Origin of the sequence: Dinoroseobacter shibae DFL 12 = DSM 16493 (assembly GCF_000018145.1) — a bacterium.
GTDB lineage: Bacteria > Pseudomonadota > Alphaproteobacteria > Rhodobacterales > Rhodobacteraceae > Dinoroseobacter > Dinoroseobacter shibae.
This window is the reverse complement of record NC_009952.1, coordinates 1,266,992-1,292,036: the sequence shown is the minus strand read 5'-3', so window position 1 is coordinate 1,292,036 and position 25,045 is coordinate 1,266,992. Positions and strand designations below refer to the sequence as shown.

Annotated in this window: 21 protein-coding genes; 10 read left to right on the top strand and 11 right to left on the bottom strand. The window is 68.3% G+C overall.

Translation table 11 applies throughout. The features are described from left to right. Positions 1-35: 35 nt before the first annotated feature. From DSHI_RS06345 to DSHI_RS06305, 9 genes are all read left to right on the top strand, one after another. Positions 36-1,745 (top strand): IlvD/Edd family dehydratase, encoded by a 1,710-nt coding sequence (locus tag DSHI_RS06345; protein ID WP_012177916.1) that lies wholly within the window; start codon positions 36-38, stop codon positions 1,743-1,745. Further along, on the top strand, positions 1,745-2,521 hold the full coding sequence (locus DSHI_RS06340; protein ID WP_012177915.1) for an SDR family NAD(P)-dependent oxidoreductase: 777 nt from the start codon (positions 1,745-1,747) through the stop codon (positions 2,519-2,521). Before DSHI_RS06345 ends, DSHI_RS06340 begins: the two co-directional genes overlap by 1 nt. Further along, positions 2,518-3,414, top strand: a complete 897-nt coding sequence (locus DSHI_RS06335) for a 2-dehydro-3-deoxygalactonokinase (protein WP_012177914.1) — start codon at positions 2,518-2,520, stop codon at positions 3,412-3,414. Before DSHI_RS06340 ends, DSHI_RS06335 begins: the two co-directional genes overlap by 4 nt. Then, positions 3,411-4,016 carry a 2-dehydro-3-deoxy-6-phosphogalactonate aldolase gene (locus DSHI_RS06330; RefSeq protein WP_012177913.1) on the top strand — a complete coding sequence of 202 codons (606 nt, stop codon included), beginning with the start codon at positions 3,411-3,413 and terminating at the stop codon, positions 4,014-4,016. The genes DSHI_RS06335 and DSHI_RS06330 overlap by 4 nt, the downstream gene beginning before the upstream one ends. Then, positions 4,013-4,873, top strand: coding sequence for an SMP-30/gluconolactonase/LRE family protein (locus DSHI_RS06325; RefSeq protein ID WP_012177912.1), 861 nt, complete (start codon positions 4,013-4,015; stop codon positions 4,871-4,873). Before DSHI_RS06330 ends, DSHI_RS06325 begins: the two co-directional genes overlap by 4 nt. Beyond that, the gene (locus tag DSHI_RS06320) at positions 4,870-6,777 is read left to right on the top strand and encodes a beta-galactosidase (protein ID WP_012177911.1); all 1,908 of its coding nucleotides are present in this window, start codon (positions 4,870-4,872) and stop codon (positions 6,775-6,777) included. The genes DSHI_RS06325 and DSHI_RS06320 overlap by 4 nt, the downstream gene beginning before the upstream one ends. Next, the gene (locus DSHI_RS06315; protein WP_044027657.1) at positions 6,774-9,545 is read left to right on the top strand and encodes a molybdopterin oxidoreductase family protein; all 2,772 of its coding nucleotides are present in this window, start codon (positions 6,774-6,776) and stop codon (positions 9,543-9,545) included. The genes DSHI_RS06320 and DSHI_RS06315 overlap by 4 nt, the downstream gene beginning before the upstream one ends. A gap of 82 nt (positions 9,546-9,627) precedes the next feature. After that, positions 9,628-10,374: a 4Fe-4S dicluster domain-containing protein gene (locus tag DSHI_RS06310; RefSeq protein WP_012177909.1), complete on the top strand. Its 747-nt coding sequence runs from the start codon at positions 9,628-9,630 to the stop codon at positions 10,372-10,374. Between the two features lie 3 nt (positions 10,375-10,377). After that, positions 10,378-11,265 carry a dimethyl sulfoxide reductase anchor subunit family protein gene (locus DSHI_RS06305; RefSeq protein WP_012177908.1) on the top strand — a complete coding sequence of 296 codons (888 nt, stop codon included), beginning with the start codon at positions 10,378-10,380 and terminating at the stop codon, positions 11,263-11,265. On the opposite strand, the gene xylB is transcribed toward DSHI_RS06305, so the two are convergent. The 5 genes from xylB to DSHI_RS06280 form a co-directional block, all read right to left on the bottom strand. Then, on the bottom strand, positions 11,229-12,671 hold the full coding sequence (gene xylB / locus DSHI_RS06300) for a xylulokinase (protein WP_012177907.1): 1,443 nt from the start codon (positions 12,669-12,671) through the stop codon (positions 11,229-11,231). The two genes, DSHI_RS06305 and xylB, sit on opposite strands and share 37 nt — an antisense overlap. 114 nt (positions 12,672-12,785) lie before the next feature. Next, positions 12,786-14,282 carry an NAD(P)(+) transhydrogenase (Re/Si-specific) subunit beta gene (locus DSHI_RS06295; RefSeq protein WP_012177906.1) on the bottom strand — a complete coding sequence of 499 codons (1,497 nt, stop codon included), beginning with the start codon at positions 14,280-14,282 and terminating at the stop codon, positions 12,786-12,788. 12 nt (positions 14,283-14,294) lie between these two features. Then, positions 14,295-15,866 (bottom strand): Re/Si-specific NAD(P)(+) transhydrogenase subunit alpha, encoded by a 1,572-nt coding sequence (locus DSHI_RS06290; protein WP_044027656.1) that lies wholly within the window; start codon positions 15,864-15,866, stop codon positions 14,295-14,297. A 178-nt stretch (positions 15,867-16,044) separates the two neighbouring features. Beyond that, on the bottom strand, positions 16,045-16,521 hold the full coding sequence (locus tag DSHI_RS06285) for a methyltransferase family protein (RefSeq protein ID WP_012177904.1): 477 nt from the start codon (positions 16,519-16,521) through the stop codon (positions 16,045-16,047). Between the two features lie 215 nt (positions 16,522-16,736). After that, positions 16,737-17,693 carry an MBL fold metallo-hydrolase gene (locus tag DSHI_RS06280; protein WP_012177903.1) on the bottom strand — a complete coding sequence of 319 codons (957 nt, stop codon included), beginning with the start codon at positions 17,691-17,693 and terminating at the stop codon, positions 16,737-16,739. A gap of 126 nt (positions 17,694-17,819) precedes the next feature. Between DSHI_RS06280 and kynU the strand changes: the two genes are divergently transcribed. Next, a complete protein-coding gene (gene kynU / locus DSHI_RS06275) occupies positions 17,820-19,001 on the top strand; it encodes a kynureninase (RefSeq protein WP_012177902.1) in 1,182 nt (393 codons plus the stop codon). Here the strand turns inward: kynU and DSHI_RS06270 are convergent. The 6 genes from DSHI_RS06270 to DSHI_RS06250 all read right to left on the bottom strand — a co-directional run bounded on the left by DSHI_RS06270 (position 18,998) and on the right by DSHI_RS06250 (position 24,977). Next, on the bottom strand, positions 18,998-19,777 hold the full coding sequence (locus tag DSHI_RS06270; protein ID WP_012177901.1) for a gamma-glutamyl-gamma-aminobutyrate hydrolase family protein: 780 nt from the start codon (positions 19,775-19,777) through the stop codon (positions 18,998-19,000). The two genes, kynU and DSHI_RS06270, sit on opposite strands and share 4 nt — an antisense overlap. Positions 19,778-19,882: 105 nt before the next feature. Continuing rightward, on the bottom strand, positions 19,883-20,305 hold the full coding sequence (locus DSHI_RS06265) for a GlcG/HbpS family heme-binding protein (protein ID WP_012177900.1): 423 nt from the start codon (positions 20,303-20,305) through the stop codon (positions 19,883-19,885). A gap of 83 nt (positions 20,306-20,388) precedes the next feature. Then, positions 20,389-22,563 (bottom strand): malate synthase G, encoded by a 2,175-nt coding sequence (locus DSHI_RS06260; RefSeq protein WP_012177899.1) that lies wholly within the window; start codon positions 22,561-22,563, stop codon positions 20,389-20,391. Between the two features lie 167 nt (positions 22,564-22,730). Further along, positions 22,731-22,898: a DUF2256 domain-containing protein gene (locus tag DSHI_RS21680; protein WP_012177898.1), complete on the bottom strand. Its 168-nt coding sequence runs from the start codon at positions 22,896-22,898 to the stop codon at positions 22,731-22,733. Positions 22,899-22,906: 8 nt separating this feature from the next. Beyond that, positions 22,907-24,451, bottom strand: a complete 1,545-nt coding sequence (locus DSHI_RS06255) for an FAD-binding domain-containing protein (RefSeq protein WP_012177897.1) — start codon at positions 24,449-24,451, stop codon at positions 22,907-22,909. A gap of 10 nt (positions 24,452-24,461) precedes the next feature. Next, a complete protein-coding gene (locus DSHI_RS06250) occupies positions 24,462-24,977 on the bottom strand; it encodes a lysozyme family protein (RefSeq protein ID WP_012177896.1) in 516 nt (171 codons plus the stop codon). Positions 24,978-25,045: the final 68 nt, after the last annotated feature.

The following is a 25,045-nucleotide window of genomic DNA, read 5'->3' as shown; positions in this document are numbered from 1 at the left end:
CTTTGCCCAAATACTCAAGACGCAAGGCCCGCCCCATGACAACCGATCGCCGCAACCGTGCCTGGTATGGCAAGCTCGACAAGGACGGGTTCATCCACCGGTCGTGGATGAAAAACCAGGGCTTTCCCGACCATGTCTTCGATGGTCGTCCCGTGATCGGGATCTGCAACACCTGGTCCGAACTGACCCCGTGCAACCACGGCCTGCGCACCCTCGCCGAAGGCGTCAAGCGCGGGGTATGGGAGGCCGGGGGCTTCCCGGTTGAGTTCCCCGTAATGTCCCTGGGCGAGACCCAGATGAAGCCGACGGCCATGCTGTTTCGCAACCTTCTGGCCATGGATGTCGAGGAATCGATCCGCGCCTACGGCATGGACGGGGTCGTCCTGCTGGGCGGGTGTGACAAGACCACGCCGGGGCAACTCATGGGCGCGGCCTCGGTGGACCTGCCTTCCATCGTGGTCTCGGCGGGGCCGATGCTGAATGGCAAGTATCGCGGGCAGGATATCGGCTCCGGAACGGATGTGTGGAAATTCTCCGAAGCCGTGCGCGCGGGCGAGATGACGCTTGCGGATTTCATGAATGCCGAGGCCGGCATGTCCCGCTCCGCCGGGGTCTGCATGACCATGGGCACGGCCTCGACCATGGCCAGCCTGGTCGAAGCGATGGGCATGTCCCTGCCCCTGAACGCCGCCCTTCCGGCGGTGGACGCCCGCCGCATGGCGCTGGCGCATCTGACGGGCAAGCGCATCGTCGAGATGGTCGAGGAAGACCTGCGCCCCAGCGCGATCCTGACCAAACCCGCCTTCGAGAACGCCATCCTCGCCAACGCTGCCGTGGGCGGGTCCACGAACGCGGTGATGCACCTGCTCGCCCTTGCGGGCCGGGCCGGTGTCGACCTGACGCTCAAGGATTTCGAGATCGGAGGCGAGATCCCCTTGCTGGTCAACTGCATGCCATCGGGCAAATACCTGATGGAAGACTTCGCCTATGCCGGGGGGATGCCCGTGGTTCTGTCGGAGTTGCGCGACCACCTGCGCCCGGCCACCACGGTGCTGGGCAAGGATATCGCCGCCTATACCGAGGGGGCAGAGTGCTTCAACCGGGACGTCATCCATGCCTATGACGCACCTGTGAAACCTGCTGCCGGGCTGCGGGTGCTCCGGGGCTCACTTGCGCCCGATGGCGCCATCGTGAAACCGTCGGCCGCCACGGACGCTCTGCTTGAGCACGAAGGCCCGGCCTTCGTCTTCGAGAACATCGAGGACATGAAGGCCAATATCGACCGCGACGACCTGCCGATCACACCCGACACGATCCTCGTGCTCAAAGGCTGCGGACCCAAGGGGTACCCCGGCATGCCCGAGGTCGGGAACATGCCGATCCCGGCAAAACTAGTCCGCGAGGGCGTGCGTGACATGATCCGGGTCTCGGATGCGCGCATGTCCGGCACCGCCTATGGCACGGTGATCCTCCATGTGGCACCAGAGGCGCAGGCGGGCGGGCCGCTGGCGCTGGTCAAGACCGGCGACCGCATCCGCGTCTCGGCCCGCGAGGGCGTGCTCGACCTGTTGGTGGATGCCACCGAACTGGCGGCCCGCCGCGCCGCATGGCAACCCGATCCGCCCCACTACACCCGCGGCTATGCCAAGCTCTACATCGATCACGTCTTGCAGGCGGACCGCGGGGCCGACCTGGATTTTCTGGTGGGCAAGGACACCCGCCCCGTCACACGAGAGAGCCACTGATGCCCGCGCCCCGAAACGCCACCTTCCACGACCTCGACGGCGCATCCGTCTTCGTAACCGGCGGCGGCTCCGGCATCGGTGCGGCCCTGACCGACGGCTTTCTCGCCCAGGGCGCGCAGGTCGCCTTCATCGGCCGTTCCGACGCCAGCGCCTTCGTGGCAAAGATGCGCGCGGCCCACGGACGCGCGCCGCTCTTCGTGCAAGGCGACATCACCGATACCGACGCCCTGCGCGCCGCCATCGCCCAGGCCACCGCGGCCCACGGCCCTATCACCGCGCTGGTGAACAACGCCGCCAACGACAAGCGCCACAGCACCGCCGAAGTCACCCCGGAGTTCTGGGACCAGATGCAGGCGATCAACCTCAAGGCTTATTTCTTCGCCGCCCAGGCCGTCACCCCCGGCATGGCCGAGGCCGGCGGCGGGGCGATCGTCAATTTCAGCTCGATCAGCTACATGATGGGCAACGCAGGCTACCCCGCCTATACCGCCGCCAATGCCGGGATCACCGGGCTGACCCGCTCGCTCGCCCGCGAATTCGGCCCGGACGGGATTCGCGTCAACGCCCTCGCCCCGGGCTGGGTCCTGACCCCGAAACAACTGGAGATGTGGGCCACGCCCGAGGATCTCGCCGCCCATCTCGACCGCCAGTGCCTCAAGACGCATCTCGCGCCCGAGGACATCGTGGAGGCGACCCTGTTTCTGGCCTCCGGCGCAAGCAAGATGATGACAGGGCAATGCATGGTCGTGGATGGCGGCGTAGTGGTGACGGGATGACGAACGATACCTGGATCGCGGTCGACTGGGGCACCTCGCACTTGCGGGCCTGGCACATGGCTCAGGATCGGGTTCTGGCCGAGGCGGCGTCGGATGCGGGCATGTCCGCCCTGGGCCGGGCCGATTTCGAAGCCGCCCTCCTGGCGCTGATCGCAGGATGGCTCGACGGGCCGACGGATGTTCTGGCCTGCGGCATGGTCGGCTCGCGCCAGGGCTGGCAGGAGGCCCCCTATTCCGCCGTCCCCTGCGCACCGCTCGGGGCTGCCCCGGTGCGGGCGCACGCCACCGATCCACGCCTGCGGGTCCACATTGTTCCGGGCCTGAAACAGGTCCGTCCCGCCGACGTGATGCGCGGCGAGGAAACCCAGGTCGCCGGGTTTCTCGCGCGCAACCCGGGCTGGGATGGCGTGGTCTGCCTGCCGGGCACCCATACGAAATGGGCCCATGTCAGCGCGGGCGAGGTCGTCAGTTTCCAGACCTTCATGACCGGCGAGCTTTACTTCACCCTCGCCCGCCATTCGGTCCTGCGCCATTCGCTGACCGAGGCGGGCTGGGACGCCGAGGCCTTCGCCGACGGGTTGAAGGACGGCATGGCCCGACCCGAACGCCTGGCTGCGCGGCTGTTCGGCCTGCGCGCCGCGGACCTGCTGGAAAACGCATCGCCCGAGGCGACCCGCGCCCGGCTCTCCGGCCTGCTGATCGGGGCGGAGCTTGTGGCGGCGCGGCCCTATTGGCTAGGCCAGCAGGTGGCCCTCGTGGGCGCCGCCAAGGTGACCGGTCCCTACAAGAACGCCCTCGACCAGCAAGCCGTCCCCGTCCAGATCGCCGATGGGGCCGATATGGTGCGCGCAGGGCTCAAGGTCGCCCATGACAGCCTGAAGGAAACCGCATGAGCCGTCCCCTGATCGCCATCCTGCGGGGCATCACGCCGCCTGAAGCCGTCCCCGTGGCCAGCCGCCTCGTCGCCGCGGGCATCGACCGGATCGAGGTGCCGCTGAACTCGCCCGATGCGCTCGACAGCATCGCGGCCCTCGCCGGTGCCTTGGGCGACCGCGCGCTGATCGGGGCGGGCACCGTGCTGCGCCGATCCGAAGTGCGCGACGTGCAGGCCGCGGGCGGGCGCATCATCGTGTCGCCCAACACCGACCCGGAGGTCATCCGCGCCACCCGCGACGCGGGCCTTCTGAGCTTTCCGGGCGTCTTCAGCCCGACGGAGTGCTTCACTGCCCTGCAGGTGGGCGCGACGGGGCTGAAGCTCTTCCCGGCCTCCGTGGGGGGCATCGGGCTGTTGAAAGCTCTGGTCCCGGTCCTGCCCGAGGGCACGGAGATCTACGCCGTGGGCGGGATCGATGGCGGCGATTTCGCGACCTGGCTTGCGGCGGGGGCCAAAGGCTTCGGTCTGGGCAGTTCGCTCTATGCGCCAGGCGACACGGACGAGCAGGTCTATCTCAAAGCGCTGAGCATCGTGCGCTATTACGGAGCGGCGGTGCCGTGAGCGCGACGCTCTATGACGACCGCCCTTGCGCCCTGGGCGAAGGGCCGCTCTGGCACCCGGAGCGGCAGCAGCTCTTCTGGTTCGACATCACCGGGCAGCGGATGCTGTCGCGCGACGGCGACACACCGTTGGAATGGCAGTTCGACGAGATGGTCTCGGCCGCAGGCTGGGTCGATCACGACACCCTCCTGATCGCGTCAGAGACCGCCCTTGTCACATTTGACCTTGCGGAGGGCGAGAGCCGCTTTGTCGCCCCGCTGGAAGCCGACCGCCCCGAGACCCGCTCCAACGATGGGCGCGCGGACCCCTGGGGCGGGTTCTGGATCGGCACCATGGGCAAATCGGCCGAGCCCGGCGCCGGAGCGATCTATCGCCTCTTCGATGGGACGCTGCGGCGGGTGGTGCGGGACGTGACCATCTCCAACGCGCTCTGCTTCGATGCCGCCCAAAGCTGCGCCTACTATGCCGACACCCCGACGCGGCAGGTGATGCGCCTGCCTCTGGACGGCGATGGCTGGCCATCGGGCCCGGCAACCGTGGCGGTCGATCTGCGCGCCGAAGGGCTGAACCCGGACGGGGCGGTGACCGATGCCGCAGGCAACCTCTGGATCGCCCAATGGGGCGCCGGGCGCGTCGCCTGCCACGCCCCCGACGGCACCTTCCTGCGCGCCTTGGCCTGCGGCGGCCGGCACAGCTCCTGCCCGGCCTTCGGCGGCCCAGACCTTGACCAGCTCTTCATCACCACCGCCCGCGAAGGGCTCAGCGCCGACGACATCGCCGCCGCTCCGGAAAACGGCTGCGTCTTTGCCGCCGAGGGGGTCGCACGCGGCCTGCCGGAACCCCGGGTGATCCTGTGACGCGCAAGCTGGGCGTCTGCTACTACCCCGAGCATTGGCCCGAAGACCAATGGCCGCGGGACGCCGCACGCATGAAGGACGCGGGCCTCACCCTCGTCCGGATCGGGGAATTCGCCTGGTCCCGGCTCGAACCCTCCCCCGGCGATCTGCGGTTCGACTGGCTCGACCGTGCCATTTCCGTTCTGGCCGAGGCCGGGCTGGAGGTCGTTCTGGGCACCCCCACCGCCACACCGCCGCGCTGGATGCTCGACCGCCACCCCGACATGCTGGCCGTGGACGCCCGCGGCCAGCCGCGCAAGTTCGGCTCCCGGCGGCACTACTGCTTCAGCCATCCCGGCTACCGGGCCGAGGCCGCGCGCATCGCCCGCCTGCTGGGGGAGCGGTACGGCCGCGACCCCCGCATCGTGGCCTGGCAGATCGACAACGAATACGGCTGCCACGACACAACGCTCAGCTATTCCGACGCCGCCCGGCATGGGTTTCGCGACTGGCTCGCCCAACGTTATCAGTCCACCGACGCGCTCAACCGCGCCTGGGGAAACGTGTTCTGGTCTATGGCGTACGACCGCTTCGACCAGATCGACCTGCCGAACCTGACCGTGACCGAGCCGAACCCGGCCCATGCGCTGGCCTTCCGGCGCTACGCATCGGACATGGTGGTGGCCTTCAACCGCGCGCAGGTCGCGGCCCTGCGCCCCCTGACGGACGCACCGCTGATCCACAACTACATGGGCCGGGTGACCGAGTTTGATCACCACGCGGTGGGCGCGGACCTCGATATCGCCAGTTGGGACAGCTACCCGATGGGCTTTTTGCTCGACCGGGTCGAAGCACCCGCCGATCACAAGGCGGCCTATCTCCGCCAGGGCGACCCGGATTTCCAGGCCTTCCACCACGACCTCTATCGCGGGGTCGGACGGGACGGCCGCTGGTGGATCATGGAACAGCAACCCGGCCCGGTGAACTGGGCGCCCTGGAACCCCGCCCCCCTGCCCGGCATGGTGCGGCTGTGGTCCCACGAAGCCTTCGCCCACGGCGCCGAGGCGGTCTGCTTTTTCCGCTGGCGCCAGGCCCCCTTCGCGCAGGAGCAGATGCATGCGGGCCTTCTGCGCCCCGACGACAGCCCGGCCCCAGGGCTGGAGGAGGCCGCGGCCCTGGCCGCAGACCTCCCCCGGCTTCCCGACGTGTCACCGAGCCGCGCCCCCGTGGCGCTCGTGTTCGACTACCCCTCCCAATGGGCGTGGGAGGTGCAGCCCCAGGGCGCGGATTTCGACTATTTCGCCCTGTGCTTTGCGATGTATCGCGGGCTGCGCAAGCTCGGCCTCTCGGTCGACATCCTGCCCGCGGACCCGGCACGGCTGGCGGGCCATGACCTGATCCTTGTTCCCGGGCTTTTGCACCTGTCAGCCGACATGACCGCATATCTCGCAACGACCCAGGCGCAGGTGCTGGTCGGCCCGCGCGCGGGTTCCAAGACGCCGGAGATGTCCATCGCCCTGCCGCTCGGCCCCAATCTGCAAGGGCTCGACGCCACCGTGACCCATGTCGAAACCCTGCCCCCCGGCGCCGAACGCGCGCTGCAACGCGGCGGGGCCGCCGAACGCTGGATCGAGGCCGTCGAGACCCGCGCCGAGATCCTGGAGGAAACCACCGAAGGCGCCCCCGTCCTGATCCGCACCGGACGGCAACACTACCTCGCGGCCTGGCCGGACCCGGAGGCCATGGGCCGCATCCTGCGCGATCTCTGCTCGCGCGCAGGCATCCAGACCACCGACATGCCCGAAGGCGTCCGCCAACGCGTCCACGGCCACCACAAGCTGGTGGTCAATTATTCCTCCGAAATGCGGGTTTTCGAAAACGATGCCTTGCCCCCTGCGGGTCTGGTGTGGAAATTGATCCCATGAAAGACAGTGTCGCACCAGACATCCCGACCCCGCGCTTCGACGAGATGCGACAAACGACCTGCTACATGTGCGCCTGCCGCTGCGGGATCAACGTTCACCTCAAGGACGGCAAGGTCGCGTATATCGAGGGCAATCGCGCCCACCCTGTGAACAAGGGCGTCCTTTGCGCCAAGGGCTCCGCAGGCATCAAGCAGCACACCGCGCCCTCGCGCCTGCGCGCGCCGATGAAGCGCGTCGGCCCGCGCGGCTCGGGCCAGTTCGAAGAGATCACCTGGGACGAGGCCCTGCAATTGGCGGTCGACTGGCTCGCGCCCTTGCGCGAGACGGCACCCGAGAAGCTCGCCTTCTTCACCGGGCGCGACCAGTCCCAAAGCTTCACGAGCTTCTTCGCGCAGAATTTCGGGACCCCGAACTACGCCGCCCATGGCGGGTTCTGCTCCGTCAACATGGCAGCGGCCGGCATCTACACCATGGGCGGGGCCTTCTGGGAATTCGGCGCGCCGGATTGGGAGCATACCAGGATGTTCCTGCTCTTCGGCGTGGCCGAGGACCATGACAGCAACCCGATCAAGATCGGCCTCGGCAAGCTGAAGGCCCGCGGTGCCAAGGTCGTCGGCATCAATCCGATCCGCACCGGCTACAACGCGATTGCCGATGACTGGTACGGGATCACACCGGGCACGGACGGCCTCTTGATCCTGTCGCTGATCCACTGCCTGCTGCGCGCGGGCCGGATCGATCTCGACTACCTCGCGGCCTTCACCAACGCGCCTGTCCTGGTGAACGAGGATCCCGCCAGCCCCGAAAAGGGTCTCCTGCTGCGCGACGAGGCGGACAAGCTGCTGATCCTCGATCGCGCCACGGGCAAGCCGGTGCCTTTCGACACCCAGGGTGTGCAGCCCGATCTCGCGGGCTCCTATCGCCGCGCGGGCGTATCGCACCGCCCCGTGATCCAGCACATCGCCGAGAAGTACCTGAGCGATGATTACGCGCCCGAGGCCGTGGCCGACCGCTGCGGCATCCCGGCCGCGCGCATCCGCACGCTTGCCGCCGAGCTTGCCCGGACCGCCTTCGACGAGGCCTTCGAACTCGATATCCCCTGGACCGATTTCCGCGGCAACAAGCACCAGACCATGCAAGGCCGCCCGGTCTCGATGCACGCCATGCGGGGCATCTCCGCCCATGCCAACGGGTTTCAGACCGCCCGCGCGCTGCACCTGTTGCAGATCCTGCTGGGCACGGTGGAGGTCCCCGGCGGCTTCCGCTTCAAGCCCCCCTACCCCAAACCGCCCGAGGCGCATCCCAAGCCCCATTGCAAGGTCACCCCCGGCGCACCGCTCGATGGCCCGCATCTGGGCTTCGTGCACGGCCCGGACGATCTGTGCCTGACCCCCGAGGGCGCGCCTGCCCGCATCGACAAGGCGTTCTCCTGGGACAACCCCATGTCGGCCCACGGGCTGATGCACATGGTGATCTCCAACGCCCATGCAGGCGATCCCTACAAGATCGACACCCTGTTCATGTACATGGCCAACATGGCCTGGAACTCCTCCATGAACACCGCCGAGACCATGGCGATGCTCACCGACACCGACGAGACCGGCGCCTACAAGATCCCGCGCATCATCTATGCCGATGCCTACAAATCCGAGATGGTCGCCTATGCCGACCTGATCCTGCCGGACACCACCTATCTCGAACGCTACGACTGCATCTCGCTGCTCGACCGTCCGATCTGCGAGCCGGACGCCGTGGCCGACGCGATCCGCTGGCCGGTGGTCGAGCCTGATCGCGACGTGCGCGGGTTCCAGTCGGTGCTGGTGGATCTCGGCGCACGGCTGGGTCTGCCCGGCTTCGTCGATGCCGAGGGCGCGCCGCTTTACGCCGATTACGCCGATTACATGGTCAAGCACGAACGCCGCCCCGGCGTCGGCCCGCTCGCGGGCTTTCGCGACACCGGCGAGGCGGCGGGCCGCGGCGCGCCGAACCCTGACCAGATCCAGCGCTACATCGACAATGGCGGCTTCTGGGAGGCCGAGGTGCCCAAAGAGGCCCGCTACTACAAACCGTGGAACACCGCCTACCAGGACTGGGCGGTCGAAATGGCCTTCTACGACGCGCCGCAACCCTACATCTTCAACCTCTGGTCCGAACCCCTGCGCCGGTTCCAGCTCGCCGCCGAGGGCCATGGCGAACGCCAACCGCCCGACCACTTGCGCGCGCAAATCCGCGAGAAGCTCTCGCCGCTCCCGATCTGGTACGAGAGCACCGATGCCCGCGCGAACGAATTCCCCCTTCACGCCCTGACCCAGCGGCCCATGGCGATGTACCACTCCTGGGGCTCGCAAAACGCCTGGCTGCGCCAGATCCACGGGGTCAACCCGCTCTACGTGCCCTCCGCGGTCTGGGAGGAACACGGGTTTTCCGACGGCGACTGGGCCACGCTCATCTCACGCCACGGGGAGATCACCATCCCCGTGGCCCTGATGGCCGCACTCAACCCGAAAACCGTCTGGACCTGGAATGCCATCGGCAAGCGCAAGGGCGCCTGGGGCCTCGACGCGGACGCGCCGGAGGCGACCAGGGGCTTCCTGCTCAACCACCTGATCTCCGAACTTCTGCCCGCCCGCGCCGACGGGATGCGCTGGTCGAACTCCGACCCCGTGACAGGACAGGCCGCCTGGTTCGACCTGCGCGTCAACATCGCCAAGGCTCCGGCGCGCGCCGAGGCCGCACCCAGCTTCCCCCCGGTCCACGGCCCCGCATGACACATTCCCTCAAGTCCGCAAATATCCCGGGGGGTGCGGGGGGCTGGCCCCCCGTCTCCCAAAGCCAGGCCAGGAGTACGCCATGACCGCGTTGCCCAGCCATACCGAGAAAAAGCTCGGCCTCGTCATCGACCTCGACACCTGCGTCGGCTGCCACGCCTGCGTCGTCGCCTGCAAGGGCTGGAACGACCAGGCCTATGGCGCGCCGCTCAGCGATCAGGACCCCTACGGCGCCGACCCCACGGGCAGCTTTCTCAACCGCGTCCACAGCTACGAGGTCACCCCCGCCTCCGGCCCCGCGCAACTCGTGCATTTCCCGAAATCCTGCCTGCATTGCGAGGACGCGCCCTGCGTCACCGTCTGTCCCACCGGGGCCAGCTATAAACGCGCCGAGGACGGGATCGTCCTGGTGAACGAGGACGCGTGTATCGGCTGCGGCCTATGTGCCTGGGCCTGCCCTTACGGCGCCCGAGAAATGGACGCGGCCGCCGGCGTGATGAAGAAATGCACCCTCTGCGTCGACCGGATCTACAACGAGGCCCTGCCCGAAGAAGACCGCCAACCGGCCTGCGTGCGCACTTGCCCCGCAGGCGCACGCCATTTCGGCGACCTGGGCGATCCCGACAGCGAGGTCAGCCAACTCGTGGCCGCGCGCGGCGGTGTGGACCTGATGCCCGAGCAAGGCACCAAACCCGTCAACAAGTACCTGCCGCCGCGCCCCAGGGACGAGGTGCCCGAGTTCGACGTGCTCGCCCCCTATCTCGAGCCCGTCGCGACCGAGCCGCAGGGCTTTCTCGGCTGGCTCGACCGCACCCTCGATCGGATCTGACCCATGCATCCCGCCCGCTCCGTCATCCTCTTCACCTCGCTCTCCGGCATCGGCTTCGGCTTCCTGATCTGGCTTGGCCTCGGCATCCCCAAGGCGGTCGGCGGGGTCGGCGCGGTCTATTACGCGCTGGCCTTCGCCTTGACCGTCGGCGGGCTGATCGCCTCGACCTTCCACCTGGGCAATCCCCAACGGGCTTGGCGCGCCTTCAGCCAGTGGCGCACAAGCTGGCTCAGCCGCGAGGCGGTGCTGGCGGTGCTCGCCCTCGCAATCATGGCCCTGCACGGCGCGGCGGCGGTGCTCCTCGGCTACCAACCCGCGTTTCTCGGCCTGCTCGGTGCCGCGCTCTGCCTCGCCACGGTGCTGGCCACGGCGATGATCTACACCCAGCTGAAGACCGTGCCGCGCTGGAACCAGCCGAGCACCCCGATCCTCTTTGCGCTCCTCAGCCTCGCGGGCGGGGCGCTCCTCGCTGGTCGGATGGACCCCGCGCTCTGGCTGCTGATCGCCGCTGGAGCCGTGCAGCTCTGGGCCTGGCTGCAGGGCGACAAGGCCTTCGCCGAGAACGCGACGACGCTCGCCACCGCGACACGGATCGGCGAGGAGGTTCGCGCGTTCGAGCCGCCCCATACGGGCGGCAACTACCTGATGCGCGAGATGGTCTTTCAGGTCGGGCGCAAGCACGCGCTCAAACTGCGGGCCATCGCCTTCGCCCTGATGATCGCCCTGCCGGTGCTCATCATCCTGGTGAACGACAAGCACCTCATGGTGGGCATCGCGGTCCTGCTGCATTTCGCGGGGGTGCTGGTCGCCCGCTGGCTCTTCTTCGCCGAGGCCGAGCATGTGGTCGGGCTCTACTACGGGCGCGCGCAGACCCCCCTGAGCTCGGAGTAAAGCGCCCGGTACCGCGCCAGCCGCGCGCCGTGACGCGCGGAGGGGCGCGGGTGGAACACCGCCCCGATCTCCGGCGGGTCGGCCAGCCGCGCCGCAGGCATCGCCCCGCTGCCCACCGCCGCCAGCTTCGCCGCCCCGAGCGCCGGGCCCAGATCCGCGCTGGCCGGGCGCTGCACCGGCACCTCCAGCACATCCGCCAGCGTCTGCAGCACCAGGTCGCTGCGCGCCCCGCCGCCGATGGCCAGGGGCGACGCGGCCCGCACCCCGGCCTCGCCCAGAACCGCCTGCGCGTCAGCAAAGCTGTAGGCGATCGCGTCGACCACGGCACGCATCATCTCGCCCGGGCCGGAGCCATGGCTCAGCCCCTCGAACCCCGCCCGCGCCTCCGGGTCGCCATGGGGCGTCCGCTCGCCGGTCAGGTAAGGCAGAAAGAGCGGCACATGCGCCGGGTCGGCCGTCTCCGCCGCTGCGAGGAGGTCCGGCACGGACCGACCGAGCACCCCCGCCAGCCATGCCATGGGTGCTGCCCCGTTCAGCATCGCCGCCATCTGGATGTAAGCGCCCGGCACACAATGCGCAAAGCTGTGGACCAGCCCGGCGGGATTGGGCCGATGCGCCTCCGACGCCACCAGGTACTGCCCCGAGGTCCCCAGCGAGATCATCGCCTGTCCCGGGGCCACCACCCCGATCCCTGCCGCCCCGACCATGGCATCGCCGCCCCCCCGGATCACCGGCACCCCGGGCTTGAGACCCAGGGCGGCCGCCGCCGCCGCGCTCAGCGGCCCGGCGAGGTCCGTCCCGGCCCCGAGCGCGGGCATCTGCGCGCGCTCCAGGCCACTGAATGCCAGGGCTTCCCGGTCCCAGTCCCGCGCCGCCTGGTCGAGCCAGAGCGTGCCCGCCGCCTCGGAATACTCCGTCACCGCCCGCCCGTGCAGCCGCATGCCCACCCAGTCCTTGGCCTGCATCACCATCGTCGTGGCGGCATGCAGCTCCGGCTCGGTCCGCGCAAGCCACGCCAGCTTGGGCGCGGGAAAGCCCGGCATGGGCGGCACACCCACCCGCGCGGCCAGGCCCGGCAGCGCGGCCATTTCCGCCGCCTCCCGCACCGCCCGATTGTCGTTCCACAGGATCGCCGGGCGCAGCACCGCGCCATCGGGCCCAAGGCACACCGCCCCGTGCATCTGCCCCGACAGCCCGATGGCCGACACCTCCGCCCAGCCGGGCTGCGCGGACAACTCGGCGCAGACCGCCAGGATCCCGCGCCACCACGCCTCGGGGTCCTGCTCGCTCGCGCCCGGTACCGGCACCTGCACCTTCAGCGGTGCCGAGGCAGCCCCCAGCACCCGCGCCCCGTCCCACACAAGCCCCTTGACCGCCGATGTTCCGATATCCAGCCCAAGAAACATCTCACCCCGCCCCCATCTGCCTGCATTGCGCGATGGGGTACGAAAGCCAGCCGCGCCCTGCAACGCAAAAGGCCCGCACGGGGCGGGCCTTTCGGTGGTCTCTGTCCGCCTGGATCAGTCGATCAGCGGAAGCAGCTTGTCGAAGCTCGCCTTCGCATCGCCGTAGAACATCCGGGTGTTGTCCTTGTAGAACAGCGGATTCTCGATCCCCGAATACCCCGTGCCCTGCCCGCGCTTGGACACGAACACCTGCTTGGCCTTCCAGCACTCCAGAACCGGCATCCCCGCAATGGGGCTGTTGGGGTCCTCTTGTGCCGCCGGGTTCACGATGTCGTTCGACCCGATCACGATGGCCACGTCCGTGTCCGGGAAGTCCTCGTTGATCTCGTCCATCTCCAGCACGATATCATAAGGCACCTTCGCCTCGGCCAGCAGCACGTTCATGTGCCCCGGAAGACGCCCGGCGACCGGGTGGATGGCGAAGCGCACCTCCTTGCCCTTGGCGCGCAGCTTGCGGGTCAGCTCCGCGACCGTCTGCTGGGCCTGTGCGACGGCCATGCCGTAGCCCGGGATGATGATGATGCTGTCGGCCTCGTTCAGCGCCGTGGCCACACCGTCGGCATCGATGGCAATCTGCTCGCCCTCGACCGCCATCTGCGGGCCCGAAGAGCCGCCGAAACCGCCGAGGATCACGCTGATAAAGGCCCGGTTCATGGCCTTGCACATGATGTAGGACAGGATCGCACCCGACGAGCCCACCAGCGCACCGACCACGATCAACAGGTCGTTGCCGAGGCTGAAGCCGATCGCCGCCGCCGCCCAGCCGGAATAGCTGTTCAGCATCGAGACCACCACGGGCATGTCCGCCCCGCCGATCCCCATGATCAGGTGATAGCCGATGAACAGCGCCAGCAGCGTCAGCAGAACCAACGTCCAGCTGCCCGCACCGCCCAGGTACATCCCCGCCAGCACGACCGACCCCACGGCCGCCGCCGCGTTCAGCATGTGCCCGCCGGGCAGCTGCTTGGCCGCCGTGTTCACCTTGCCCGCCAGCTTGCCATAGGCGATGACCGACCCGGTGAAGGTCACGGCACCGATCCAGATGCCGAGCACCAGCTCGACCCGCAGGATGCCGATTTCCACGCCCGTTTTCTTGGCGATGAGCTGCCCGAAGGAGGACAGACCGTCATAGATCTCCACGGGCAGGCCGATGGCGGTGTAGCCATCCGGCCCGACAGCCCCCAGAACCTGGCCCGCCTCGGTGTAGAGCGCCGCGATGTCGTTGATCATCAGGTCGGCGTTGAAGCCCACGAAGACCGCCGCGAGACCCACGAGCGAGTGCATGATCGCCACGAGCTCGGGCATCTGGGTCATCTGCACCTTGGTGGCCAGCTGGTAGCCCACCGCAGCGCCGAGCGCGATCAGCACGATGGACGCGCCCGCAAGCCCCTGTCCCGGCCCGATGATGGTCGCCACGACCGCAATGGCCATTCCGACAATGCCGTACCACACCGCGCGTTTCGCGCTTTCCTGACCGCTCAGGCCCCCGAGCGACAGGATGAAGAGAACTGCTGCAACCGCGTAGGCTGCAATCGTAAATCCGAATTCCATAGTCCGGGCTCCTTAGGATTTCTGGAACATGGCGAGCATGCGCCGTGTCACGAGGAAGCCGCCGAAGATATTCACCGAGGCCATGAAGATGCCCGCCGCGGCGAGCACGGTGATCAGCAGCGAGCTGGACCCGATCTGGATGAGCGCGCCGAGAATGATGATCGACGAAATTGCGTTGGTCACCGCCATCAGGGGCGTGTGCAGCGAATGCGCCACGTTCCAGATCACCTGGAAGCCGATGAAGACCGACAGGATGAAGACGATGAAATGCTGCATGAAGCTTGCCGGCGCGATCAGCCCGACACTCAGCACCAGCGCCGCGCCGACGCCCAGCAGGATCACCTGCTGCTTGGTCTGCGCCTTGAAGGCCGCGACCTCTTCGGCGCGGATCTCTTCGGGGGTCTTTTCCTTGACCTTTTCCTTCGGCTTGGCCGCGATGGCCGCCACCTTGGGCGGCGGCGGCGGGAAGGTGATCTCGCCCGCATGGGTGATCGTCGCCCCGCGGATCACGTCGTCCTCCATGTTGTGATTGGTCTGACCGTCCTTCTCGGGGGTCAGATCCGTCATCAGATGGCGGATGTTCGTGGCATAGAGCGTCGAGGATTGCGCGGCCATCCGGCTCGGAAAGTCGGTGTAGCCGATGATGGTCACGCCGTTATCGGTGACGATCTTCTCGTCCTTGACGGTCAGCTTGCAGTTGCCGCCGCGTTCGGCGGCGAGATCCACGATGACCGAGCCGGGCTTCATCGCCTCGACCATGTCCTTGGTCCACAGCTCCGGCGCCTCGCGGTTCGGGATCAGCGCGGTGGTGATCACGATATCCATGTCCGGCGCAAGCTCGCGGAACTTGGCGAGCTGTGCCGCGGCGAATTCCGGGCTGGAGACGGAGGCATAGCCGCCCGTGGCGGCCCCGTCCTGCTGCTCTTCCTCGAAATCGAGGAAGACGAACTCCGCCCCCATCGATTCGACCTGCTCGGCCACTTCGGGCCGCACGTCGAAGGCGTAGGTGATCGCACCGAGGGACGTCGAGGTCCCGATCGCGGCCAGACCCGCGACACCGGCACCGACGACCAGCACCTTGGCCGGGGGCACCTTGCCGGCGGCGGTGATCTGGCCCGTGAAGAACCGTCCGAAATTGTTGCCCGCCTCGATCACGGCCCGGTAGCCCGCGATGTTCGCCATCGAGGACAGCGCATCCATCTTCTGCGCGCGCGAGATCCGCGGCACCATGTCCATGGCGATGACCGATGCGCCCTTGTCCTTGGCCAGCTCCATCAGCGCCTCATTGGCCGCCGGATAGAAGAAGCTGATCAGCAACTGCCCCTTGCGCAGACGCTTGGCCTCGGCCTCCGAGGGCGGGCGCACCTTGGCAACGATGTCCACCTCCTTGAACAAGGCCGCCCCGGTCTTGGCGATGGTCACGCCCTGGGCGGTGTACGCCTCGTCCGAGAACCCGGCCGCCGCACCGGCGCCGGTCTCGATCACACATTCGTATCCAAGCTTCTGCAGCTGAACCGCAGAGTCCGGCGTCATCGCAACGCGGTTCTCGCCAGGGAAGATTTCTTTCGGTGCCCCGATCTTCACGTAATATCCTTTCCCCTTATCAGCCCAGCCGGGCCCAGTGTTCAAACCGCCTCTTAACAGACGGATTTATGCGGCCGCAACAGGGTGATAGCGCCACCATCCAAAGACGCCCCCCTATGCATCACCCATGGCTTCCCTAGCGGCAGATGCATACGCCGGTATACATACCCATCCCCGGTCACAGCCACCGACGGGTGCGGGCGCAATAGGCCTCGAAGGCCGGACCGAAGGTCTCCAGCGCCCGCTGCTCCTCGGCCCGCACGAAACGGCGTTCCAGCACCAGCACCAGAACCGCCGCCAGCGGCAGCGACAGCCACGCCTCCCAACGCAGCAGCAGCCCCGTCAGGATCAGCACATCCGCCAGGTAGATCGGATTGCGCGTCCGGCTGAAAATGCCCTCGGTGATCAGGGTATCGGGGGTCAGGTGGGGCACTATCGTGGTGGAATGCTTGCGGAATTCCAGCACCGCAAGCAGGATCAGCAGGATACCGCCCCCTACCAGAAGACCGCCCAGAAGATCCGTGATCGCCCCGCCTGGCGGCCCGACCGGCAGGAACCGCGCCTGCGCCCAGCCCAGCAGGACGCAAATCAGCAGCCACAGCGGCGGGATGTCCAGCGCCTGTTCCAGACTGAGTTCCTTCAACCGCTCAAGCATGGTCGCTCCCTCATGTGCCCCTGCCGCGGTGATAGCAGACCCGCCCAAGGATACCAGAGGGCCGCGCCGCCGGAATTGATGCCGCCATCCGCGCCCCTGCACCCCGCGTGCTGCGTCAAGATGCGCGCAGCCAAGGCCGATGCGTCACGCCGCACCCCGCCCTCCAGGGCCCCCGCAGCCCGGCCCGGCGCGCATCGCCCGCGCCTGCACCGCGGCTATTCCCACTCCATCTCCTCGAAGACTCGGCCCGCGTTCCGCGTCGCCAGTTCCTCGAACGTGTCGAGATGAGCATAGGGCGTCTGGTCCACGTAATAGGCCCCCGCCAGGTCCCCGCCCGCATCCAGATGCGCCCGGATCTGCCCGCGCAGGTAGACGAGGTAGTCATGGGTATACCGCCGCACCTGCGCCATGTTGGTCGGATGCCCATGCCCCGGGATGACATACGTGGCGCCCAGCGGCTCGAAGGCCGTCTCCCAGGTCTCGATCCACTCCGCCGTCACGGTGTCGCCGAAAATGGGCGGCATCCGCTCGTGAAACGCGATGTCGCCCGCGATCACGATCTCCCAGTCGGGCAGCCAGACCTGCACGTCGCCCGGACTATGCGCCGGGCCGAGATGCAGCACCTCGATCCGCACCCCGCCCAGCTCGATCACCTCGCGCTCCTCGAACGTCCTGTCCGGGCTGACCAGGCGCGTGCCCTCCGCCCGGTCGCGGTTATAGCGGATCATTCCCTCCAGGATCTGCGCGCCGTATTCCTCGAACTCGGCGGCGGCGTCCGCATGGGCCAGGATCTCCACCCCCTGGTCGCGCCAGTAGGAGTTGCCGAGCATCGCGTGCCCCTGCCCGTTCTCGTTGATCACCAGCAAGACGGGCTGATCGGTGATCCCCCTGATCTCCGCATGCAGCGCCTCGGCCAGCTCCGCCGAAGCCCCGCCATTGACCACCACAACCCCCTCGTCGGTGACGATGAAACTCAGATTATTGTTATGGCCTGCATTCTCATAGGTCGGCGGTGCGGTCGCGCCGATGGCAGACCAGACATGGGGGATCACCTCCACCGGCTTGGAATAGAGCGGGCTCTGGGGGTACTGGTCGGGAATATCCTCGCTCGCAAGCGCCGGAAACGCGACCGACGCCGTGGCAAAGGCCAGCAGCAGGGGCAATTTGGGCATGATGTTTCCTCCTCCCGAAAAACATTCCATTTTGTGAATATCAAGTCCAGCGCCAATTCGCACAGCTGCGCCCCGGTTGCATTTGCCGCCCCATCGCGCCACAGCCCCCTGCAGGAGGACACACCCATGCTGCGACGCGACGCATTCGATCTGCCCGAGGGCGTGATCTATCTCGACGGCAACTCGCTCGGCCCCCTGCCGCGCAGGGCAGAGGCCGCTGTGGCTCGGGCAATGCAGGCGGAATGGGGCGCGATGCTGATCCGCGGCTGGAACGAGGCGGGCTGGATGGATCAGCCCGACCGGCTCGGCGACCGGATCGCGCCACTGATCGGCGCGGCGCCCGGCACGGTGACCGTGGGCGAAACGCTGTCCATCCGCGTGTTCCAGGGCCTGGCCGCCGCGCTCTCTTTGCGGCCCGGGCGCAAGGTGATCCTGACCGAGGCCGGGAACTTCCCCTCCGATCTCTACATGGCCCAGGGCCTGATCGACGCGCTCGGCCAAGGTCACGTTCTGCGCGCCCTGCCCGCAACCGAGATCCCCGCCGCCCTGACCGACGAGGTGGCGGTGCTGATGCTGACCGAGGTCGATTACCGCAGCGGCGCGCGCCACGACATGGCCGCGCTTACCGCCCAGGCCCACGGGGTCGGCGCGCTGACCCTGTGGGATCTCGCCCATTCCGCCGGTGCCCTGCCCGTGGCGCTGACACGCTGCAACGCGGATTTCGCCGCGGGCTGCACCTACAAGTACCTCAATGGCGGGCCCGGGGCGCCCGCGTTCTTCTACGCCCGCCCCGATCATTCTGAAATCACCCGCCCGATCCTCGCAGGCTGGCTCGGCCACGCCGCGCCCTTCGACTTCGCGCCGGACTATGCCCCCGGCCCCGGACGCGCCCGGTTCCGCATCGGCACCCCGCCGGTTCTGCAAATGGCCGCGCTCGACGCCGCGCTCGACATCTTCGACGGGGTGGATATCGCGGCCCTGCATGCCCGCGCCATTGTCCTGGCCGACCGGCTGGCCACGGGGTTCGAGGCCGTCTGCCCCGATCTGCGCCGCCTCACCCCGATGGACCCCGCGCGGCGCGGCAGCCAGATCGCCTTCGCCCACCCGAACGGCTACGCCATGGTGCAGGCGCTGATCGCCCAAGGGGTTATCGGGGATTTTCGCGCGCCGGACATCCTGCGCTTCGGCCTCACGCCGCTCTACCTGGATGCGGGCGACATCGACACGGCCATCGAGCGCTTCGCACAGGTGATCGAGGGGCGGCTCTGGGACGATCCCGCCTACCGCACCCGCAACAAGGTGACCTAGGCGGACCGTGCCACCGCCACCGGGCGGCGCCCATCGGCCCAGGCCCGCACCGCTTCGCCAAATGCCGTGAAGAGCGGTCGCGACACCGGGTCCCGATCCGCGTTCCACTCCGGATGCCACTGCACCGACAGGGTGAAGCCCGGCGCATCGGCGATGTAGATCGCCTCCGGTGTGCCGTCCTCCGCATGCCCGTCGATGACCACCCGCGTGCCGGGGTCCATGATCCCCTGGCCGTGCAGGGTGTTGGTGCGCACCTGCGTGGCGCCGAACACCCGCGCGAACGGCCCACCAGGCGACACCGTCACCGTCTGGCGGATCTCGAACTTCTCTTCCAGCGTGCCCTCCGGCGGCATCCGGTGATTGATCCGCCCCGGCAATTCGCGGATCTCCGGATGCAACGTGCCGCCCATGGCCACGTTGACCTCCTGAAACCCCCGGCAAATGCCGAGAAACGGCTGGCCCCGCTCGACACAGGCCCGCACCAGCGGCAGCGTGATCCGGTCACGGTCACGGTCGAAATCGCCATGCTTGTCGGTGGGTTGATGCCCGTATTCCTCGGGATGCACATTGGCCCGCGCCCCGGTCAGCACGAAACCGTCGCAAACCTCCAGAAGCTCGTCCACGCTCACCAGCGTCGGGTCCGTCGGCACGATGAACGGGATCGCGCCCGCCACCTTGCTGACCGCGCAGGAGTTCATCGAGCCCCCGGCATGGGCCGGATACTCGTCATTGATCAGGTAGGAGTTGCCAATAATTCCGACGACCGGACGCGACATTTGGATCCTGCGAGAAACATGTACCTGCCCCGCATATATGACAGATGCGTGACCGGGTCGAGGGACAGGCGCGCACAACCGGGCCGCGCGCACCGCACAGCCCGTTCAGGCGTCAGCGAAGAGCCCCGCCGCCTCGATCCCCGCGACGGCCGCCTCGGCATCATTCTCCGAGGTGTCGCCAGTTACGCCCACGGCGCCGATCACCTCGCCCTTGCGGTTCTTCACGAGGACCCCGCCCGGCACCGGCACGACCTTGCCGCCGAACGCGCCGTTCATCGCCCCCATGAAATAGGCCTGGTTTTCCGCCCGCGCCATCTGCGCCGAGCCCGGCAGGCCCAGCATGACCGCGCCATAAGCCTTGCCGCGCGCGATCTCGAACCGGCCGGGGCTGGCACCATCCTCCCGCTCGAAGGCGATCGGGTGGCCGCCCGCGTCCAGAACGACGACGCTGAGGGGCTTGAGCTCCATCTCCTTGCCCTTGGCCAGGGCGCTCTTGATGATGGTGCGGGCTTTGCGAATGCTGATCATGGTCTGTTTGTTCCTGCTGAGGCGCGGCGCGCGCAAAATGGGCGCAGGCCCGAAGGCCTGCGTCTGGGTCGAAGGGCGGTCTGTCAGGCCCTGAGCGCCTCGGGCGCGACCAGCGCGGCCTTCAGCTCCAGCCGCCGCGCATGCAGCACCGGCTCGGTATAGCCCGAAGGCTGCTCCCGCCCGGCGAACACCAGGTCGCAGGCCGCCGCAAACGCGATCCCGTCGAAGCCGGGCGCCATGGGCCGGTAAGCCGGATCGCCCGCGTTCTGCTGATCGACCACCGCGGCCATCTTGCGCAGCGCCCCCATCACCTGCTCTTCCGAGACGATCCCGTGATGCAGCCAGTTGGCCAGCGCCTGCGAACTGATCCGGCAGGTCGCCCGGTCCTCCATCAGTCCCACATCATGGATATCCGGCACCTTGGAGCAGCCCACCCCCTGGTCGATCCACCGCACAACATAGCCGAGAATGCCCTGCGCGTTGTTCTCGACCTCCGCCGCAATCTCCGCCGCGCTCAGGCTGCGGCCTTCGAGCAAGGGAATGGTCAGCAAGTCCTCCAGCGTCCCGCGCGCCCCGCCCGCGGCAATCTCGTCCTGCCGCGCGAACACATCCACCTTGTGGTAATGGGTCGCGTGCAGCGTGGCCGCGGTCGGCGACGGCACCCAGGCACAGTTCGCCCCCGACATCGGGTGCCCGATCTTGGCCTCCAGCATATCCGCCATCAAATCCGGCATCGCCCACATGCCCTTGCCGATCTGCGCCCGACCCTTGAGCCCGCAGGCCAGACCGATATCCACGTTGCGATCCTCGTAGGCCGCGATCCAGGCCGTGCCCTTCATCTCGCCCTTGGGCAGGACCGGCCCCGCCTCCATCGAAGTGTGGATCTCGTCGCCCGTGCGGTCGAGGAAGCCCGTGTTGATGAACGCCACCCGCGACCGGGCCGCATGGATGCAGGCCTTGAGGTTCGCGCTCGTGCGCCGCTCCTCGTCCATGATCCCGATCTTGACCGTGTTCGCCGGCAGCCCCAGCGCCGCCTCCACCCGGGTGAAGATCCGGTCGGTGAAGGCGACCTCTTCGGGCCCGTGCATCTTCGGCTTGACCACATAGACCGACCCGTGGACCGAGTTGCCCCCCGCACGGCCCAGATCGTGCATGGCGATCAGCGTGGTGACCATGGCATCCATCAGCCCCTCGCCGATCTCCGCCCCGTCGCGATCCAGGATCGCCGGGTTGGTCATCAGGTGCCCGACATTGCGCACCAGCATCAGCGCCCGACCCTTCAGCACCAACCGGTCGCCATTGGGCGCGGTCGCCACCACGTCCCGGGCCAACGCCCGGGTGAAGCTCTTGCCGCCCTTGGTCACCTCTTGCGACAAGTCGCCCTTCATCAGGCCCAGCCAGTTGCCATAGGCCAGCACCTTGTCCTCTGCATCCACCGCCGCGACACTGTCCTCGCAATCCATGATGGCCGAGATCGCCGCCTCGATGATGACGTCGGAAATCCCCGCCGGATCCGCCGCGCCGATACGGCTCGTGGGGTCGATCATCACCCGCAGATGCAGCCCGTTCTTGCGCAGCAGCACCGAGGTCACATCGCCCGCAGGCCCCGTGGTGTAGCCTGCGAATTGCGCCGGATCGACCAGCGGGCGCAGATCGCCCGCCACCAGCTCCAGCGCCCCATCGGCCACGTCGATCCGCGTGACATCCGCCCAGGACACGCCCGCAATCGGGGCCGCATGGTCCAGGTGATCCCGCGCCCAGGCCATCACCCGCGCCCCGCGCTCGGGATCGAACCCCTTGCCCGACGGCAGATCGCCCAGGGCATCCGTGCCGTAAAGCGCGTCATAGAGCGACCCCCAGCGCGCATTCGCCGCGTTCAGGGCATAGCGCGCATTGGTGATCGGCACGACAAGCTGCGGGCCGGGAATGGTCGCGATCTCCGGATCCACGTTGGCGGTGTCGATCTCGAAATCCTCAGGCTCCGGCACAAGGTAGCCGATTTCGCGCAAGAACGCCGCATAGGCCGCCGCGTCATGGGGCTGGCCCTTGCGCGCGACATGCCAGGCATCGATCTTGCGCTGCAACTCCGTGCGCTTGGCCAGCAGCGCCCGGTTGGTCGGGCCTTCCTCATGGACCAGCGCCGACAACCCCTCCCAGAACGCCGCCGCGGTCACACCCGTGCCCGGCAGCGCCTGCGTTTCGAGGAACTCCACAAGCTCGGGGGCCACCTGCAGACCTGCGCGCTCTACCCGTTTCATACCGTCACTCCTTCGTCGGGGCCGACCGCACCCGGGCGCGGCCTGTATTCTGTCGTATGCGATGGTGGACGGATTAGGGAAAAAGTTTCCGATAGGCAACAAGACTTCGCAAAATTGGTCGGAAAAAAGGACCATGACCCGGCAAACTGCGCCTTCGCGCAACTTTGTTACGGTTTGGATTGCGCCTTGCCTGAAACCGGGGCGGCCCCGGCCCGGCGGCAGCGGTCGGAGCAATATTTCACGGCCTCCCAATCCCGCGCCCATTTCTTGCGCCAGGCGAAGGGCAAACCGCAAGAAACACACGTCTTGGTCGGCAGGTCGGATTTCTTGCGCATCCGCCCCATCACAGGTCGAGGCTCATCTGCCCCGGCGGGGCCTTCGGCGCCCGGCGGCGGGTCTTGCGCGGGGCGCGGTCATTGACGAACCGCCCCTGCGCGTCCTTCCGGCTGGCGTGCTTTTCGACCACCCGGGCGGCCTCGCTGCGAAACGCCTCTCCGCGCCGCACGGCCCAGACCTTGTCGCGGGCCGCTGCCGCCGCGGCCTTGGGCTCCACGATCGGCGCGGGATAGGTCCGGTTCAGCACGCTGTCCGCCCCCTCCCAGCGCCAGGGCTCCTGCAGGTACCGGTCCGGAACTTCCGCCAGTTCCGGCAGCCAGCGGCGGGTGAACACGCCCTCGGGGTCGTTGTCATGCCCCTGCTTGACCGGGTTGTAGATCCGCACCGTGTTCATCCCCGTGGTGCCCGACTGCATCTGCACCTGCGGCCAGTGAATCCCCGGCTCGAAATCGGTGAAATACCGCCCCAGGATCGTGCCGGAGGCGCGCCAATCCAGCCACAGGTGATAGGACGCCACCGCCACCAGCATCGCGCGCGCCCGAAAATTCAGCCACCCCGTGGCGATCAGCGACCGCATGCAGGCATCGACGAAGGGCAATCCCGTCTCCCCCTTGGCCCAGGCCCCCAGCCGCACCGGGTCCGGCACCGCGGGCCGCAACCCCTCATAAGCCGAATGGAGGCACGCATGCTCCAGCCGCGGCGCATCCTCCAGCTTCTGCATGAAGTGATCGCGCCAGGCGAGCCGCGCCTCGAAGCTCTTCATCGCCCCGATCCAGCCGTCCCGCGTGCCCTTCACCTCGGCCTTGCGCATTGCCGCCGCCTGAACCGCCTCCCGCCCCGACAGGGTGCCGAGCGCCAGGTGCGGCGACAGGCGCGAGCACGCTTCCGCCCCGTCCAGCGGATTGGCCATCGCCGCGCGGTAGGTCCGGCCCCGCTCGGTCAGAAACCCGCCCAACAGGGACAAGGCCTCATCCCGCCCGCCGCGCTGCCGCCCCGGGCAGGGATCGTCGGCAAGGCCCAGCGCGGCCGCATCGGGCAAGGCCCCGCCCCCGCCGTCGACACCGCGCAGCACGGGCACCGCCACCTGCGGCTGTGCCATGAACCGGTCCCGCGTACGCGCCCAGCCGTCCCGCCCGTTCAGCCGCCGCACGACCCCGGATTGCGCCAACTCCTCCCAGGCCACGCCCTGCGCCCGCGCCCAATCGGCCACTGCCCGGTCGCGGGCATAGGTCCAGCCATTGCCGATCTCCTCATGGCTGATCATCAGGGTGATCCCGTGCGCGGCGCGCAGCCGCTCCAGCACCGCGACCGCCTCTCCGGTCTCGATCCGCAAGGGCGCGCCCAGCGCCGCAAGCTCCCGCGACAGGTCCGCCACACATTCCCGCGTGAACGCCCACTGCCGCGCCGAGACGTCCCGAAGCTGCCAATACTCCGGCTCCACGATGTAAACCGGCAGGACAGGCCCAAGTGCGGCCGCCCGCGCCAGCGCCGGGTGATCGGCCACGCGCAGGTCGCGCTTGAACCAGACAAGGATGGGGGCGGGATCGGTCACCGGCGAAAACCTAGCCTGCCGCGACGGCGGTCAAGGGTCGCGCCGTGGCGCGCGGGGCGAAGGCCTGCGCCAGCCGCACCGCCGCCCGCGCCCGCCCCGCATCCGACCCCGCCGCCCGTCGGGCCGCATCCAGTGCGCGCAAGAGCGGCGCAGGCTCCACCTCCGCCCCGGCCAGAACCGCGCGCACCTCCGCGCCGAGCCGCCCGTCCACCGCCACGCCCAGCGCGCGCTGCAACACCCCGTTCGCCGCCGCAGGCCCCAACTCCGCACAGGTGTCGCGCAGCAGGAAATCGACGCCCGCGTTCCGCGCCACCCCGCCCAGCTTGCCGGAATACCGCCAGACGCTGCGCGCCAGCATCGCTTCCAGGGCGACAAACTCCCCCGCCGCCGCCAGCGCCTGCGCCCGCCCGCGCAACTCCGGTGTCAGCCAGGGCGCAGCGGTCCCGGCCACGCAGATCCGCCCCGCCCGATCCCGCGCGAAGGCGAGATTGACCAGATGCAACGCCATGATCTCTTGCAGTGTCATGCCCGTCCCGACTCGCGTGTTCGCTCTATGTTCTCACCTGCCCCGCGCGCACTCAAGCCCCCTCTGTG